Genomic DNA, 19,178 nt, shown 5'->3' on the forward strand with positions numbered 1-19,178 from the left:
AATCTGCACCCGGTTCTTTTTCATTCGCCAAAGACCCAATTATGAAATGCTATACCTGTTTACACCCGTCCATCAAGGTTCAGGGTTTCCTATTTACAGTCGGCTCTTACCTCCTGTGTTTCCTCTTCTGCCTCCTAGCGCAGTCGGGGCTATTCGCCCAGGCCATCTATCCCGGAGGAGTACATACTCCAAAACTCTGGTACGCCGCCGAATCTACCGCCGACGGCGAGATCATCTGGAAAGATATACTCAGCGGGGAAGTCATATCCCGGCAAAAAGAAAATGCCGAAAGTTGGCTCAATTTCAATCCTGCTTTCACCTTTGATCGGGAATTTCCCGGCTTAAACTTGCCGGCCACCGTCATTCAGCCGGAGAAATGGACATTATTCACCACCTATCAGCCCCGCGATACCTTCAACGAGCAAAGTATCTGGAGTTTCAGCCGGGCGGGCATCACCGAGGGTATCCTGACCACCCACCGAATGGCCGACCTTCGACAGTTTGAATACCTCAACTTTTCCCACCCCCAACATAACTACCCCCGGGTGAGCACTTATCTGCACCACCGGGGAAAAGAGGCCGGCACGAGCCAGTCGGAAATCAGTTTCCAACTGGCCCGAAAACCCCACGACCGGCAACTACCCGTCAACAGCTTCACCGGAAAAATGCCCGAGATTATCCTCTACGAGCGGGTTTTGTCTCCCGAAGAACGACAGCGCGTAGCATCCTACCTCTCCATCAAATACGGCACTCATCTGGCTCCCGAACAGGAACTGGATTACCTGAATGCTTCCGGGCAGGTCTTGCTTTCGCCGGCCAATTCCGATGATTTCCGCTATCGCGTGACCGGTATCGGGCGGGATGATCTTTCCGGCCTGTACCAGCGGCAGTCGACCAGCAGTTATGCTCCCGGGCTACTGACCGTGGGCCTGGACGAGATCACAGATCAAAACACCTCCGGAATTCGTATACTCCCCGATCAAAACTTTCTCCTTTGGGCGGATAACAACGCGCCCCTGGAGCCGGCCGAAAAGCAGGTCCTGCAACCCACCACCCTGCTGCGGCAATGGCAGGCACAGGTAACCGGCAACTGGTCGGATCAGTCTGTAGCATTAGCGTTTGATACCCACCAACTGCGCACCCCGGCCGGGCCGGAAGAAACCTACTGGCTGGTCGTAGATCGAAGCGCCCGGGGCAATTTCGGGGGCATCGCTTCCGTCGATTATTATCCGCTGTACAGGCTCTGGGCCGACGGCCGGGCGCACTTCCGGGACATTCGTTGGGATACCGATGGCTCGGGACAGGATGTTTTCACGCTGGCTACGGGACCGGAATTATTCGTTCAGGCCGAAATGGACGCTCCAAATTGTTTTCCGGCGGAGAATGGCAATCTCAGACTGAAAGCTGTTGGCGGCAGGGCACCTTATCAGTTCCAATTGCGCCGGAACGATCAGTTGGTAGTGGAATGGACCGGTCAGACGGCGGAGATCCTGGAAATTCCGGATCTCCCGGCGGATGCTTATGAACTGTTACTTAGCGATGCGGACGGCAAGCATTATCGCGAAACGTTCTATTTCCAGAGCGCCGATGCGCCGGAAATTTCTCTCGCCGGTGTCTACCAATTACCCGCCGATCAGCCGCTTTTCCTGGATGCATCCTTGGCGTCAACAACGGACCTGACCTATACATGGCAGCTCCCGGACGGTACAACTCACCATTCGCCGCAAATTTCCATTACCCAGGCGGGCGAATACATTTTACTGATCGACCGGAATGCCTGCATTTCCCGGCAGCGTTTTCGGGTGGAGCCCGCTCCCCGGGGCAATTTCCGCCGCGTTGAGTTATTTCCCAATCCCAGTTCCGACGGTCATTTTCGGGCACGTGTTCACCTGGAACATTCCGCTGAGCTGCACTGGAGTGTCTTTTCTCCCGACGGCCGTTTGCTGCTGCAACGCGAACATCGTGGCGGCGATTATTACCACACCGGTGCCCAACTTTCCGGAAAAGGCACTTACCTGATCCGATTCTCCTCGCAAAACGATCAACTCACCATCCCATTCATTGTCCAATAATCCCCGATACTATGAAAACCAAGTTCCTATCACTCATAATCATCAGTCTGTTCCAGTGGATGCTCCTGGCTGAGAACGGACCCGTTTTTTTTCCCGAAGCGCTTCCGCAACCGGAGCGTGTAGTTACCGATCCAAAACAGGAGATGCCGCTACTTTCCCCGGCAATTCCGGCGGTTACGCCCGACGACAGCCAGCAAACGGACAGCGATCTATTGCCCGAAGCCCCCACGACGCAGGCCTATACCCCCAACAGCATTCAGGACCTGCAGGCAGCCAACCCGGCAACCGGTATTATTCTCATCGACGCCCCGCAGGCCTCCGAACAGGGTACGGCCAACCTCAACTTTCCACTGAAGCTGCCTCCCGGGCGGCAGGGGATGCAACCCGATGTAAGCATCGATTACAGCAGCGGCAGCGGGAACGGTTGGCTGGGACTGGACTGGGATGTCTACCTCCCGGCTATCGACATCGATACCCGCTGGGGAGTACCGCGCTACGATCCCGAAAAAGAAACGGAGACCTATTTGCTGGAAGGAGGTCAACTCAGTCCGGTAGCGCACCGGGCCGAATTGCAGGACCGGCAGTCTGAAAAAACCTTTCGTCCCCGGGTGGAAGGGGATTTTGCCCGCATTATCCGGCACGGTGACCATCCGAATAACTATTGGTGGTCCGTCACCTACACCGACGGCACGGTGGGCCATTACGGCGGCGATCCGGCTTCCGCGGCTCCGGTAGAAGGTGCCGTTCTCCGCGATGACAACGGGAATATTGCCCGCTGGGCGCTGGTGGAAGTACGGGATCTGAATGGCAATTTTATGCGTTATTACCACGAAGTAGTCAGTGATCCGGGGCTGTCCTCCAGCAGCGTAGATGGCCGGCAATTGTACCTGGACCACATTACCTACACTGGCTTTGGGGAAGCGGAAGGGCCTTTCAGCATTCATTTCCTGCGGGACCGCCAATTGGGCGAATCCTTAAGGACGGACAAAACCCTGGATGCCCGACTGGGCTTTAAACAGGTCACCGCCGATCTGCTGCGGCGTATTGAAGTCCGGCGGGGCGATGAGGTGCTGCGGACCTATGAGCTTAGCTACACCCAGGGTGCATTTTACAAAAGCCTGCTGCGCAATATTGGCGAATACGACCGGAACGGGGAACTGTTCTACCAGCATGAATTCAGCTATTACGATGAGGTACGGCAGGATGGAAATTACCAGCCATTCAAAAACGAGCAGGCCTGGCAGGTACCCAATGATAACATTGAAGTCAGCTTCATTAATCCCCTACCCTTGTTTCAGGGCAATACCTCGCTGCTCGGCGGTTCGGGTTCCTCGAGTTTCAGTGGTGGGTCGGCGGCTACGGTCGGTCCCCTGGGTAGTCTGGCGACCAAGGATTATACGGTCGGTGGAAATTTCGCGATCGGTAAATCCGACGCCACGGGGCTGATCGCCCTGGTAGACATCAACGGCGATGGATTGCCGGACAAGGTCTTTCGACAGAATGATCAACTGTTTTACCGTCCCAACCTGGGAGGACAACAGGCTTTCGGCGATAAATTCCCCATTCAGGGTATTAAAAATTTCAGCGTCAGTAAGACCAACTTCAACTCGGTCGGTTTTGAGGCCAATGTCACTCCGGTATTTGTCGGCTACGAGCACACTTCCGAGCGCACGACCACCGAGGTCTATTTTTCCGATTTCAATGGAGATGATCTGATCGATATCGTCTCCAAAGGGGTGGTTTATTTTAATCACCTCAATGAAGCGGGGCATCCGGTATTCACTAATAATAGCGGTGATACCCCCAGCCCGATCGGCACCAGTGCTCCGCTGGATAACACCCTCTTTGAGATAGACCCCGCGGAAGTAGAAATGTTGATCGATCAAAATCCGCTGCACGATGTAGTGCGGTCCTGGGAGGCGCCCTGCGCGGGTATCGTAGCCATCAGCGGCGCGGTTAATCTGATAGAAGATAACAGCCCGGATGCTACAGCCTACGGACGACAGGACGGCGTCCGGGTAGCCATTCAGCACGGCCCGACGGAACGCTGGTCTACGACCATTGCCGGTGATGATTTCACTCCAAAGACGCCCACCGGGGTCGGTAATATTCCGGTGCAAAAAGGGGACCGCATTTATTTCCGGGTCCAATCCGTTTTCGACGGTGCTTACGATGAAGTATTCTGGGATCCGGTGATCACCTACCTCAATCAGGATCCCAACAAACAGGATCCCAATGAGAAGCGTGATTTCCGGTACCGGGCGTCCGAGGATTTTTTGCTGTCGTCCTGCCAGACGACGGCCCTGCCGACCACTGGTGATCTGCGCATCGAGGGGAATTTCCAAAAGCCCGTTACCTCCGATGATGTAGTCTTGTCGATCCTGCGCTTGCAGGGGAGCAGCGAAGAGGTCATCCGTGTAGATACCTTTCCCTGGGACAGTGTGGCCAATCTGAATATCGAGATCCCTTCGCTATTTGGACTGGAAGGGGAAGAGCTCGCGTTTCGGCTTTCAGCCGGCACCAATATCGACTGGTCCGCCATTCAGTGGATGCCGCGGATGTACTATCTCTCTGCCACCGACGGATCGGTGGTGATCGATGGGAATGGAAAACCGCTGCTGGACTACTGTCCGGCGGTGGACTACCGGATGTATACGGATGTTTGGGAAAAGAGCCAGATCTGGGTCGCTCCGGATAGCGGCGATTATCAATTGCGGCCGGCGGGCGGATTAGCCGCTACCAATTACGGGCCATTCAATAACGGACAACTCAGTCTGAGCGCCAAAGGTCACCAGCGGCTGTATGCCAAAACGGATGCCCCGGTTACGGCCGGCTTGCTGCTGCCACTCCAGAAACTGGAATTTACCGCCGATGTCGGTGATACTTTATACTTTGAATACCACGTTTGGGGGCCCGATATTGGTCGGCGAATAGCCACCGGCGCTAATCTCAATCAGGTAAAAGTGGTAGCCGTCGGTCAGACCGATACCACAATGATAGCCGCAGGCATTTACGCCAATCGGCCGACAGACGATCTGATCTTCGGGCCGCAGTACCGGGGTTGGGGTCAATTTGTCTACAACGGCAACCGCGATCGTGCATCTTTGCCCATTCTGGAAGGCGACCTCCAACTGCCGGATATCGAGATCGATACTTCCCAGTTGGATGAAATTGACGATCCGGACGATCTGGGCGATGTCGGTGATCCAACCAAAGCTAAATTCATCGTCATGTATTCCGACCCGAAAACCGCTTCCTGGCGTGGATACGACGAACGGACTTATCTCCGGGCCGACCGCATCAGTAGCTCACGCATGGGAGAAGATGACATCTCCCTCGCCCCTCCACCCGATAATGGCGGTACCGGCGCGCGTGCACCCAGCCTGATGTCCAAGGCGAATATCAATGCAGTAGCCGGAGGGCTATCCGCCGGGCCGGGAAGTTTAGGTGCCAGTCAGGCTTGGAATGAGACCTGTAACCTGCTCGACGTCGAAGACTTTAACGGCGATAACTACCCGGATGTAATTACCCCTAAGAAAATCCAATATTCCAATGCCAGCGGCGGTCTGGGCAGTCAGGCGATCAGTCATACCCTCGGAACCCACATTGCCAAAAGTGAAGCTACGGGCGTGACCCTCGGCGGTGGATTCGTCAATTCCAGCCCCTCCAATGCCGGTGCCTCGGCCGGTAAGGGCTCCCGGAAACGCAGCTCGCGGACCAAAGCGAAGGTGAACAATTCCGGAAAAAAATCGCAATCGGCCAACCGCTCGGCCGAAAACTCGGCCGGTATCAGCGGCAATTTCACGGAGGATAACGACTGGACGGAGCATTCCTGGCTGGATATCAACGGTGACGGATTGCCCGATAAGTTGTTCCGCGACGGAAGGGTAGCGCTCAATTTCGGCTATCGCTTCGGGCCGCCGGAGCCCTGGGATTTTAGTGAGATCCGAGCCGGAGTGAGTATGGATTACGGCGCAGGCGTCGGGATCAACATCAGCAACAACAGTTTCGCCGCGGGCGTGGGGATGTCCCGCACGGACAATCATTCCACGGCCGGTTTTCAGGATGTCAATGGAGACGGACTGCTGGATCTACTTCGCTACGATGACCCGAGACTACTGGTGCGGCTCAACACCGGTACCGGTTTCGGACCGGAACTCAACTGGCCGGGTGCCGAAAAACTCGACGAGGGAGATGCTACCGCCGAATCCGCAAATGCGGCTTTTACGGTGTGCATACCGATCTTTTTGGTGCGCTTCTGCATCAATCCCAGCACGTCCATCGGGCAGGGCGTCAGCCGGGTGCTGACCCAGATCGAGGATATTGACGGAGACGGTTATCCGGATCACCTGCGATCCGATCAGGATGGGAATCTATCGGTAAAGTCGTCATCTATCGGCCGGACCAATCTGCTGCGTGAGGTACGCCGGCCACTCGGCGGCTCCTTCACACTGGACTACGCTCCGGCCGGCAATACCTACGGTCTGCCCTACCACCAGTGGGTCATGAGCCGCATCGATCTCCGGGACGGTCTTCCCGGCGACGGAGCGGAGCGGATCAGCATGAGCTATGTCTACGAAAATGGACATTACGATCGGCACGAGCGGGAATTTTACGGTTTCGGCACCGTCAAAGAACAACAGCTCGACACCGAACAGAACGATGCCTTATACCGCACGCAGGTCCGGGAATACGACAACAGCAATTATTACAGGAAGGGCCTCTTACTCGCGGAATTTATGCTCGACGCCGCGGGCCGAAAGTACACGGAAACCCGGCATGCCTACCGCTTGCTGAACCCGGCCACCGGTATTGATCTTCCCGCTGATTTTGGCCAGGCCGAAGACGGGAGCGCTTTTCCGGCCCGGATCACCACCACCGAGTTGTTTTACGAAGGCGATACAACCGCTCAACTGCAAAGCCGGATGAATTTTACTTACGACCGCTGGGGAAATATCCTTTCGGTAACGGATTTTGGAAATAATACGCCGGAAGATCAGCTTACAACCGATTACACTTATCACGATTTCCCGGACTTATACCTGAAAAATGTGCCCGCCTCGATTAAAGTATACGGCAATCAGAGTCTGCTCCGGCACCGGGAAACAAGGGTAGGCGCCCAGGGTGACATCCTGGCAATCCGGCGCTTTCTGGCCGATGGCAGTGTAGCTGAATTCGAGCTTGACTACGATAACTACGGCAATCTGACCCAACTCACGCGGCCGGCCAATTACCGGGGCGAACGGATGAGCTACTCCTATACTTACGATGATGAAGTACACACCTATCTGCTGCAAACCGAAGACAGCTACGGCTATACCTCTACCCGGGCTTATAACTACACCAACGGCCAGTTGCTGGAAAGCACTGACATCACCGGGCAGCGCACCGTTTACACGCTCGATGATCGCGGACGAGTCATTAGCGTTACCGGGCCGCACGAACTGGCGGCCGGACAGGAATATACTATCGCTTTCGAATATTATCCCGATGCGGAAGTTCCCTACGCCAAAACCCGACACTACGATCCCGAACACGAAAGCGATATCGAAACCTACCAGTTTATAGATGGATTGGAGCGGGTGGTGCAGACGAAAAAGGCCGTGGCGATCTACCAGGGGCCCGGTCAGGAAGATCAGGTGCAACTCATCGTTTCGGGTGCCGATTCCTACGATGCTTTTGGGCGTATGACGTCCAATTATTATCCGACCCTCGGGGCGGTCAGTCAGGGGCCCAAACTCAACGTGGCGATAGATGCCGTACCGCCGACCGATACCGATTACGATATCCTGGACCGGCCGACCCGGATCCGGCTTCCGGACGGTTCGGAAACGACATTTGATTATCAGATCGCTGAGGACCGTACCGGGCGCACGGCTTTTCTGACCCGGCGCACCGACGCAATTGGCAATCTTCAGGAAACCTTTACGGATGTCCGGGAACGCGTACAGGCCATCAATCAAAACAGCCCGGACGGACCGATCTGGACCGAATTCTCGTACAACGCACTTTCCGAACTGACGGTCAGTGCCGATGATGACGGCAACGAGACCCGCTATACTTACGATGCTTTCGGACGCCGCACCGGCACCCGGCAACCCGACGGCGGCCTCACGACCTACACCTTTGATGCCGCAGACAACCTGTTGGAAAAAGTCACCCAGAATATCCGCGAAACCATCCCCGACGAAGGTGCCGTCCGCTACAGTTATAAATACGAACGGCTGGTCCAGATCGACTATCCGAAAAACTTTCAAAACCGGGTACAGTTGCACTACGGCGGTCCCGACGCTGCCCACAACCGGGCCGGCCGGGTCTGGTTCCGCGAGGATGCCAGTGGTGGTGAGGAATATTTCTACGGTCCGCTGGGGGAAATTGAAAAATCCATTCGCACGCTGTTGGTCAACGAAGCCAATGTGGTCACCTACGTTATGGAATCGACCTACGATACCTGGGGGCGCCTCCAGCAATTGATCTACCCGGACGGTGAGGTGGTCGACTATCACTACAATCGGGCCGGTCGCCTGCATTCCGTTAACAGTGAAAAATGGACGCGTTCCTACGCTATCGTGGACCAGATCGGCTACGATAAATTTGAAGCCAAAGTCTACCTGCAATACGGCAACGGCAGCAGTACCAGCTATCAGTACGAACCCGATCGCCGCCGGCTGGAGCACCTGGCCGTTCGCAACGGCGGCGGGCAGGCGGTTATGGACGGCCGGTACACCTACGATGCCATGGACAATGTCTTAAGTTTTAATAATTCCGCCCCCGGCGGTAATCTTGGGGGCAGCAGCCGTCATGATTTTCAGTACGATGCGGCTTACCGGCTGATCCGGGCCGACGGCAGTTGGCGGGGACCCGGCGGTGAAGCAGACTATTCCCTTCAGATGGAATACGACAATTTGCACAATATCCGGCGAAAAACCCGCACCCACCGGATGAACGGCCGGGACGTGGAAGCCAGTACGTTCGACTGGGAATATCGCTACGAAGGGCCCCAGCCCCACGTACCCAGCAGTATCGGCACCCGCGATTTTCAAGCCGACGGCAACGGCAACCTGCTCGGTTTCCGGGAAACGGAAGGATCCGCGACCTACCGGCAGCTTCTCTGGGATGAAGAAGACCGTCTCATGGGAGTCTCCAACGACGGTTACATCAGCCAGTACACTTACGATGCTCAGAGTGAACGGGCCATCAAAAGTCACGGCGGTATCCGCGGGGTATTTACGGACGGAGCGCCGGCCGGACTGATCAGCCATCGCGACAATTACACCGCCTACGTGAGTCCCTATCTCACCGCCGAAAAAGATCGATTTACCAAGCACTATTATGTTGAAGGAGAACGCGTGCTCAGTAAGATCGGCACCGGAAAATTCAATAACAAATACTGGTTCGGGCGGGGTATTACGGCCGGCAATCAGAATTTCATTTCCCGCATCCAGCAACTACGACAAACCGTCTGGAGCTACTACGCCCAACTGGGTGTGCCTCCAGGACCTCCTACCCTTCCCGGTTATTACGCCCAACCGGAATATACCGGTGGCCCACTGCCGGCGGATTCCATCGGTACGTACACGAACCCGCCACTGGGTTGGCCGACCAGTCCGGCCGGACCACCGGATCCCAGCGGCCCTCCCGGCCCTCCGGTCTGGTTTGCGGGGAATGACCTGAATAATGACAACGTACCGGCCGGTTACGGGTTTTACGGCAATGGGGTCTTCCTGGAAGTGGAACAGTTCTTTTTCCACCGTGATCACCTGGGCAGCAGCACCTACGTAACCGATTACAACGGAGATGTCCGCCAGCATGTGGAATATTTTCCATTCGGGGAAGTATTTGTGGAAGAGCAGCGTACCGATATCGCACAGTCTTATCTCTTCAACGGGAAAGAACTGGACCGGGCGGCGGACCTCTACTACTACGGTGCCCGTTATTACGACGCCCGGCATTCACTCTGGCAAAGTATCGATCCGTTGGCGGCAGCCTATCCGGCCTGGTCGCCCTATGCCTACGTTCTGCAGAACCCGTTTACCTACTCCGATCCGGACGGGCAGGCTCCCTACCAGTTATTCCGCTCACCAACGGATGCGGCCAAAGATTTCGGCAGGCTGTACAATCCCGTTTCCATTAAGCGAAACCGGGAATACGCCGCTACTATCTACGAGGTTAAGCGCAACGGCCGTTATTACTACGGCTATTCCCGGCCGGCCAGAGGCACCGTAGATGCCAGTAACCCGGCCCAGGCTCCCGCTCCCGCCCGTACCCGTACGATCGGTGACATCCATACCCACGGTGCGGAACTGGAGAAATACGACAACAACAATTTTTCCAAAGCGGATATCAAAGGCATCACGCGAGATAGACACATCGGTTTTGTGGTTACCCCGAAAGGCTACCTCAAACGCTACAACCCCTGGGCCCGGAGGATCACTACGGTAAGCACGGATATGCCGCACGACCAGCGTCATTACGGCCCAATGAATCCGACCAAAGCGGAAAGAAGGCAATTCCGGCTCAGGCCCCAATTGCCGGATCGCCCGGACCTACGCAAACAGCAGCATCGCCGGTTTCAGATCAACGAAAGCGGACGGAAAAACAAAAAGAATAACCGGAAAGTCACCATCCGATAAATTGGTAAGATCAGGAGGCCGGTAGCTGCTACCGGTCTCCTTCTCCGATATATTTCTAAAATCGGCTTTAATCTTACTTTCGGTCGGTAGATTGCTAAAAGCTAATGGAGCAGTTTTCGGGAAATAAATGTATTTTCACCGTGAAACAAATTTCAGGAAATCCGGTAAAAAAACCTTTACCCATAAAAGAAACCGTTCTATTTCGCCGGATCATTCCACACAATATCTCCATGTTAAGAGATGCTGTTAAAAAGCGGCTTCTGAATATCTCTGATCAAAAGATCCTCCCCTTCTGCGTGCATTTGCAGCACGCATAAGACACCGTACAACCATATTTTCATAACCAGGGTTATGTTAAACCAACTACTTCACTGGGTCAATCAGGTTACCTTTCTGGGAATCAAAGATGGAGAATCCTACCTGGTCAGGTTTCGGAAGCGGGTACTGAATCGAACCTACTTTCTGATCGCCTTCTTCTGTCTGGTACTCATTTTAGAAGGGTTTTGGAATCAGCAGAACAAAGTCACCCTGGTTCCGGTGATCCTGATGGCTATTTCGGTGGGCCTATTGCTGCTCAATCATCGCGGATATTTTAAGATCTCCTTCCTGGTACTGAGCTTCTTTTTCCCCACCCTGTTTCTCGGTATAATTTATCTCTACGGCCCTACGCTAAAGCTGGATTATACCATCTCGTTCTTTATCGTACTGGTACTTACCTTATACGACAACTCCCGGATCCGGATCATAAATATCCTTTATCTGATCGTCCTGCAGTTCTTCAGTTTTTATTTTATTTCCAATTTCACGAGCCCCTATGCCGCTTATGTCGACTACTTCGACAGTATCATCGTGCTGACCGGTACGACTTTTGGGCTTTTTATTTTGACCTATCAGTTTATCCGCATCAGTAAGGCTTTTCAGGATCACCAGCAGACTTATGCCGAAAACCTCGATCTCAAGAACCGGGAACTGAAAAGGAACATCACCGAAAAAGAAATGCTGAACCGCCAGTTGCAGGAACGCACCGAGGAATTGCAGCGCGCCAATGATTTTCTGGAAAGTTATACTTACATCACCTCCCACGATCTGAAAACGCCAATCCGCAACATCAACAGTTTTTCCGAATTGTTGCAGAAAAAGCTGGGCGAGGTGGACAATGAGGATATCAAAGACTACCTTGCCTTTATCCGGTCCGGAGCGCTGCAGATCAACAGTATCGTGAACGGTATCATTGAAAATGCCCAGAGCAACCGGTCCAGTCTGGAAGTTGAACAGGTGGATTGCCGGGAGATGATCAGCGACATCGAGCGCAAACTGGAGATCCGATTATCGGAGATCAACGGACGGATCATTTACGAGGGACTACCGGGAATCTGTGCGGATAAAATGATGCTTCAAAAAGTATTTTTTAACCTGATCGATAACGGACTGAAATACAACGACTCACCGGCCCCTAGCGTATCGATCAGCTATACGGAACGGGAACAGGAACACGAATTTGCCGTATCGGATAACGGAATCGGGATCCAGAGCCGGTACAGTCAGGATATCTTTAAAATGTTCAAAAAGCTCCACGGGGTGCAGGAATTTTCCGGCAGCGGTGTGGGCTTGGCGCTCTGCAAAAAGATCATTGAGTTGCACGGCGGTAAGATCTGGCTGGAAGATCCGGCACCCGGCGGCAGTACTTTTCGGTTCATTATTCCCAAAGAATCCTGATTAACTTCGGGAAGTTAGAACATTTTTAAAATTCGTTTTTGATGGCGAAAGTGATCAGGTAATGGTTCTCACGAAGGTATTTTTGAGCTTCGTAGCAACACGAGCTGTGGGATTTTAGGGGCCTACAGCGAAGTCGGAGCTCAAAAATGCCAAAGTGAGGTTCATTAGATGATTATTTGCCCAGGACGGGCCCGTATGGGCAGTCCAAAAGATGAAATTTAAATATGTTCTTAGATACATTTGCTTCGATAGAGCTCAGGGCCGGTTTAGGTATATATTTTTGTTCGCCTAATTTTTGTACTACCTTCTTACTACTCGAATGGTTAATGCGCTATCATATTGGATCGAAAAGATCGCTAATATCGGTGTACGGGAAAACATCGGTTTTTTGGAGGAATTCAAGCTCCGGCTGGTTAATCGGGCCTTTTTCCTGGTAGGTACCGCCTGTATCCTACTGACACTGGACATCATCTTTTTTCGTCCGAACCACACCCCGCTCATTGCCATCGCATTCGTCATTTTATCTTTCGGATCCCTGCTGTTCAATTATTATGATTATCCCCGGATAGGCAAGATCGTACTCACCCTGGTATTCCCTACGCTGTTTCTCCCGATCATGGTCATGTACGGCAATGACCTGAAACTGGATTACACCGTGTTTGTATTCATCGTGGTCGTTCTAATACTGTTCCAGAGGCGACTTTACCGCATTCTGATCATTTCCTATTTGCTATTACTGCAACTGGCGGCTTACCAACTGACCCTGTATTTCCCCCGGGTATTCGAAGACCCCGTCAGTATCTGGAGTAATCTGATCATTCTGAGTTTTAATACGATCGGTCTCTTGATCCTGGTCTCGAAATTCCTCAAGGCGAGCAGTGAATTTCAGGACCGCCAGCGGGAAACCAACGAGCACCTGCTGCTGCGCACCAGGGAGCTCCAGCAGTCCAACGAATTTCTGGAGCGATACACCTATATCACTTCGCACGATCTCAAAACCCCGATCCGGACGATCTTTAGCTTTTCCGAATTACTGGAGCGAAAACTAAAAGGCCGGCAGGAGCAGGATGTGCAGGATTACCTCAACTTTATAAAAATGGGTAGTCTGCAACTGCGGGGAATTGTGGACGGGATCGTGGAAAATGCCGAAAGTACCCGTTCCAACCTGCACTTTGAGACGGTTCGTACCGATGACCTGCTGGGCAGTATCCGGGAAAAATTAAAATTTCGCCTGGAGGAAGTCAATGGAGAGATCTGCTACCAAGATCTGCTCCCGGTAAAAGCCGACCCAAAAATGCTCTACAAGGTCCTCTATAACCTGATCGACAACGGATTGAAGTACAATCGGTCAGACCTCCCCCGTATTATGGTATCAATCACCGATAAGGAACTTGCTTACGAAATATCCGTTGCCGATAATGGCTTTGGTATTCCGGAAGCCTACTGGACCGACATATTTAAAATGTTCAAAAAATTAAATGCCTCCAAATCCTTTATGGGCAGTGGTGTGGGACTGGCACTTTGCAAAAGGATAGTGGATTTGCACGGCGGAAAGATCTGGCTGGAAACTTCCGGAGAAACGGGTAGTATTTTCAAGTTCAGTCTGCCCAAACAACCCGCATCCGTCCAATAAAGGATCCCGAACTTCCGGTGTCCGAAAACTCGGGATCGCAAAAATCCAAAGTACCCTAAAAAGTTTTAGTTCTTTTCGAAGGTCAGTAGATCAGTCCCGCCATTCCCGCCGCTGACATCTTCGAGTCTGATTTTGGAATTGGTACGTTCCAGGACGTACCAGTCATCACTGAGTTCTTCAAAATCTTCCGGGGTGGAGAAACTGATATAGATTTTAGCCTGACCGTCGTCATTTCCAGAGGACCACGTCCCGGTAACCGTAGTCATACCTTTTGTAGCAGTCAGCGTACCGCTTTCCGCGAATTGAAATACATAACCATTGAAGTGGCTGGTCTCCTCTTGGTCCGAATCAAAAAAATAAGTGATCACCCATTCGCCGGATACCAGCGTTTCCGCAACATCAGACGGGGAAATATCATCCGGTACGGAATCTTCTTTTTTACAGGAAACTATCAGGGCCATCAAAGCGATCGCCAGCAGCAGCTTGCTGATCTTTACCTTCATCTGTTTTCTATTTTGGGATGCTAACGGTAATTTACAGCACCGAAGCACCTCCCGGCAAGAATATTTCCCCGAACGGGCAATTTGTCCCGATGAGCCGGACACTTTAATACCTGAATGAGCAGGATGATGAATGCCGGATCTTTCTTTACTTTAGTGACCGGTAAACCCGCAAACCTAAAAATTCGAGCAATGAAGACCTATCGGCTTCCCGCCTACCTGTTGCCAATACTGTTACTGTTCCTGTTCTCCTCCTGCGGAACGGAGACCACACCGGAATCCGGAGAAAAACCCGGCAAACCTAACATCGTCTATATCCTGGCCGATGATCTGGGCTACGGCGATATCGAACCCTACGGACAGGAAACTATCAAAACTCCTTATCTCCGGCGACTGGCCGAAGATGGCATGCGATTTACCCAGCACTACGCGGGGAGCACCGTGTGTGCCCCCTCCCGTTGTGTTCTGATGACCGGCAAACATACCGGCCACGCCCGCATCCGCGGCAACGGAGTGGTTCCCTTATTACCGGAGGATCTGACCATCGGAGAAATGCTGAAAGACGCCGGCTACGCGACCGCCGTCATCGGAAAATGGGGGCTGGGCGAAGCCGGCAGTACCGGCATTCCCAACCGGCAGGGCTTCGACTATTTTTACGGTTACCTCAACCAGATCCGCGCCCACAACTCCTACCCGGATTACCTGTGGGAAAACGAGACTAAAGATTCGCTGGACAACGTAGTTACCATTATTCCCGAAACCTACGCCAAAGGAGTCGGCGGCATCGCGCTGGAAAAGAACACCTTTGCCCAGGATGTATTTATGGACAAGGCCCTCGATTTCATTCGCGCCCACCGGGACACTTCCTTCTTCCTCTATCTACCGTTCACCGCTCCCCACGCCAATAATGAATCGCACTACTACGATGAAGTCGGTATCGAAGTACCTAAACTGGGCGTGTACGCTCAGGAAGACTGGCCGGAAGCCCAGAAGGCCCACGCCGCCCTGATCAGCTATCTCGACATTTATATCGGCCAGATCATCGAGGCGATACAGAATGCCGGAATTGACGAAAACACCATCGTGATCTTTTCCAGTGATAACGGACCGCACGAAGAGGGCGGAGCAAAAGTTGACTTTTTCGACAGCAACGGACCGTTGCGGGGTACCAAACGCGATCTCTACGAAGGCGGCATCCGCGTACCTATGATCGTGCGCTGGCCCGGCAAAGTAGCCCCGGGAACCGAGAGTGATCACCTATCTACCTTCTGGGACGTCATGCCGACGCTGGCCGAGATCGCCGGCACCGCTATTCCGGAAGAGACCGACGGCATTTCTTTCCTTCCGACGCTGCTGGGTGACGAACAGCCGGAACACGATCACGTCTACTGGGAATTCTACGAACAGGACGGCAAAAAGGCCGTGCGCTGGGGCGACTGGAAATTGGTCGAACTGGGCCTGAAGCCCGGCCGGGAGCCGGATACTCTCCTCTACGATCTTTCGGCTGATTTGGGAGAGACCCGGGACCTGTCCGCCGAAAAACCGGAACTGGTACGGGAAGGTTTCGCTAAGATGAAAGCCTCCCATACACCTTCGACTACCTTTAGTTTTGAATAAACTTTAGTTTACCGCGATCGCGGTAAGCCACACCGAACAATACAAAATGAAAAACCTAAGTGGAGCCCTGATCATCAGCTGCTGCCTGTTGGCCTGCGCCTCATCCAGAATGGACACCTCAGCTCCGACCCATCTGCAATGCATGTACCGAACCAATCCCGTGGGCCTCACCGTCGAAGCCCCCTTTTTTACCTGGTGGATGGAATCCGGTAAAGAGGATGTCCGCCAAAGCGGCTGGCAGATCCAGGTAGCTACGGATTCCACCGCACTGCTGGCCGAAGAGAATTTGCTCTGGGACAGCGGACGGCAGGATTCCGGCCGGGAGATCCAGGCCCATTACGCGGGGCCGGCACTGGCCGGCAATCAAACCTACTACTGGCGGGTACGCACCTGGGACCAACAGGAAGCGGCCTCTGCCTACAGTGCCATCGCCAGTTGGGAAACCGGGCCCGACAGCTGGCAGGCGTCCTGGATCAGTGACGGTTCCGAACCTTTTGAGGATCGGGCGGATTTTTTTGCGGACCATCCCTCCCCTCTTTTCCGAAAAAACTTCGAGTTGGAGGAAATGCCGTCCGAAGCCCGCCTCCATATCGTCGGGCTGGGCTATTACGAAGCCTATCTCAACGGAGAAAAGACCGGAGCCGCGGTGCTCGATCCCGGCTGGACCGACTACGGGGAACGCACACTGTATTCCACCTTTGACGTCCGGGAGCAACTTCATACCGGGGCCAATACCCTGGGCGTGATGCTGGGCAACGGCTGGTACAATCCCATGCCGATCGATCACTTTGCCCGCTGGAACCTCCGGGAGATCCTCACCATCGGACAACCCAAACTCATCGCCGAACTTCACCTCACTTTCCCCGACGGTCAAAAAAAGGTGATCGTTTCGGATAACAGCTGGAAACACGGCGATAGCTGGATCCTCTACAATGATGTCTATCTGGGAGAACGCCAGGATGGGCGACGGAAGATCGACAACTGGGCCGCTACCGATTTTGACGACCAAAATTGGCCCGCTGCCTCAACGACTACTGCTCCGGGCGGCAGGCTGGTCCCGCAACTACAACCGGCCATCGAGATCACAAAACGGCTTCCCGCCCAAAAGGTGACCCAATTGGCGCCGGGCGTGCACGTAGTGGACTTCGGACAGAATTTTGCCGGTTGGATCCGTCTGCAGGTGCGGGGAGAAGCCGGGGATTCGCTCCGCCTGCGCTACGGGGAACTGCTGCACGAGGATGGTTCGGTTAACGGCCTGACTACCGTAGCCACCCAACTCAAAGAGGCCTTTGGACTGAAGGGCGGACCGGGTGTGCCGCCTACCGCCTGGCAGGAAGACAACTACATCATCGGGGGTCAGGAAGAAGAAGTTTATCAGCAGCATTTTACCTTCCATGGCTTCCGGTACGTTCAGATCTGGGGTTATCCCGGTGACCTCCGGACCGAAGACATAGAGGGCCTGCGCCTCAACGCCAATCTGCCGCAAGCCGGGCAGTTCCAGTGCAGCAACGAGGATTTCAACCGACTGCAGGAAGTGTGCGACTGGACGTTTATGAGCAACGTATTCAGCATTGAGTCCGACTGCCCGGGCCGGGAAAAATTCGGCTACGGAGGCGATATGGTCACCGCCGGTGAGGCCTATATTTTCAATTACGATATGGCCAATTTTTATCGAAAGGCCGTTCAGGATTTTGCGGATGATGTCCGTCCCCTCGGAGGTATGCCGGAGATCGCCCCGGATGTAGGCATTGATTCAAAAACGCTGGGTGACGGTTCGGGGCCCATCGGCTGGCAACTCGCTTTCCCCTTCCTGCAGGACCTCCTGTATCGCTTTTACGGCGACCGGCAACTGCTGGAACGCCACTATCCGGCCTGCAAAAGACTGGTAGCCTTCCTGGAAAGTGTGGCGGAAAACAACCGGATCAATATCGGCCTCAGCGACCACGCACTGCTCAATGAAAAACCGGAAGCCTTTACCAGTACCGCTTTTTATTACCATATTGTTCAACTGACGGCCCGCTTCGCCCGCATCCTGGAGCACCCGGAGGATGCCGAAAAGTACGAGCAACTGGCCACCACCATCCACGATGTGATCCTGGTGGAGGAGTACAATCCCGAAAATGGCTGTTTTGCCAATTGCAATCAGACCGCTCAGTCCGTTGCGCTCTGGTATGATTTCATGCCTACAGAGGAGCGCGAAATGGCCTGGCAACGGCTGGAAGATTCCATCCGTACCACCTGGAACGGCCATCTCAGTACCGGCATCTTCGGCACCAAGATGATGCTCGACGTTTTCCGCCGGGATTACCGGGATGATCTGGCCTTTGAAGTAACCAATCAACCGGACTTTCCCGGCTGGCGAAATATGCTTGCCAACGGAGCCACTACCCTCTGGGAATCCTGGCGTGGGCAAAACAACGGTCCGTCCCACAATCACCCAATGTTCGGTTCCATCTCCGAATGGTTTTACCGCTCGGTGCTGGGTATTAATCCCACCGAGGATGCCGTTGCCTGCGACCGGTGGATACTGAGCCCACAGTTGACGGAACAGATCCCGTCGGCCAGCGGTCAGTATACATCCATTCGCGGCATTGTCTCCAGTGAATACCGGCGGACCGATCAGATGCTGGAATGGGAAGTACGGATCCCACCCAATACCGACGCCATCCTCGAGATCCCCTTTAGCGGTTTCGAACGGCCCGAGATCCGCGTGAATGATCAGGTGATCTTTTCCGGGGGAGACATCCGGACCACAGAGCGGCTGCAAGCCCATGAGGTTCCCGGCGACCTCATCCTTTTACCGGTCGGTAACGGCCATTTTAAAGTGCAAATACAGGCCGGAGAAAACTGATCCTATAAAAATTCTTAATAGCTTTTTTGGGCAACCCGATCAATGAGACTATTTTTATCGATGTTGGAACATCTCGACAGATCCCGGCCCGTGGTCAGCAGTCAGCCTTGTGATAAGGCTGACCGTCGACTGGCGACCAGAGGCTGCCGACAACTA

7 protein-coding genes are annotated in these 19,178 nt (G+C 53.8%); 6 read left to right on the forward strand and 1 reads right to left on the reverse strand.

Going from position 1 to position 19,178, the window contains the following annotated elements:
- The first annotated feature begins 41 nt into the window (after nucleotides 1–41).
- From CRP01_RS02770 to CRP01_RS02790, 4 genes are all read left to right on the forward strand, one after another.
- Nucleotides 42–2,072, forward strand: coding sequence for a T9SS type A sorting domain-containing protein (locus CRP01_RS02770; RefSeq protein WP_099148464.1), 2,031 nt, complete (start codon nucleotides 42–44; stop codon nucleotides 2,070–2,072).
- A gap of 11 nt (nucleotides 2,073–2,083) precedes the next feature.
- Complete coding sequence (locus tag CRP01_RS02775; protein ID WP_099148465.1) at nucleotides 2,084–10,705, forward strand: SpvB/TcaC N-terminal domain-containing protein; 8,622 nt, start codon at nucleotides 2,084–2,086, stop codon at nucleotides 10,703–10,705.
- A 351-nt stretch (nucleotides 10,706–11,056) separates the two neighbouring features.
- The gene (locus CRP01_RS02785) at nucleotides 11,057–12,421 is read left to right on the forward strand and encodes a sensor histidine kinase (RefSeq protein ID WP_099148467.1); all 1,365 of its coding nucleotides are present in this window, start codon (nucleotides 11,057–11,059) and stop codon (nucleotides 12,419–12,421) included.
- Between the two features lie 388 nt (nucleotides 12,422–12,809).
- Complete coding sequence (locus CRP01_RS02790) at nucleotides 12,810–14,054, forward strand: sensor histidine kinase (RefSeq protein WP_170110193.1); 1,245 nt, start codon at nucleotides 12,810–12,812, stop codon at nucleotides 14,052–14,054.
- 65 nt (nucleotides 14,055–14,119) lie between these two features.
- Here the strand turns inward: CRP01_RS02790 and CRP01_RS02795 are convergent, their stop codons facing one another.
- Nucleotides 14,120–14,557, reverse strand: coding sequence for a hypothetical protein (locus CRP01_RS02795; RefSeq protein ID WP_222845648.1), 438 nt, complete (start codon nucleotides 14,555–14,557; stop codon nucleotides 14,120–14,122).
- A 189-nt stretch (nucleotides 14,558–14,746) separates the two neighbouring features.
- Between CRP01_RS02795 and CRP01_RS02800 the strand changes: the two genes are divergently transcribed.
- Both CRP01_RS02800 and CRP01_RS02805 read left to right on the forward strand, forming a co-directional pair.
- Nucleotides 14,747–16,171 carry an arylsulfatase gene (locus tag CRP01_RS02800; protein ID WP_099148469.1) on the forward strand — a complete coding sequence of 475 codons (1,425 nt, stop codon included), beginning with the start codon at nucleotides 14,747–14,749 and terminating at the stop codon, nucleotides 16,169–16,171.
- 46 nt (nucleotides 16,172–16,217) lie between these two features.
- Nucleotides 16,218–19,022, forward strand: a complete 2,805-nt coding sequence (locus CRP01_RS02805; protein WP_099148470.1) for a family 78 glycoside hydrolase catalytic domain — start codon at nucleotides 16,218–16,220, stop codon at nucleotides 19,020–19,022.
- Nucleotides 19,023–19,178 lie beyond the last annotated feature (156 nt).

This window comes from Flavilitoribacter nigricans DSM 23189 = NBRC 102662 (assembly GCF_002646595.1).
In the GTDB taxonomy this organism is placed as follows: Bacteria; Bacteroidota; Bacteroidia; order Chitinophagales; family Saprospiraceae; genus Flavilitoribacter; species Flavilitoribacter nigricans.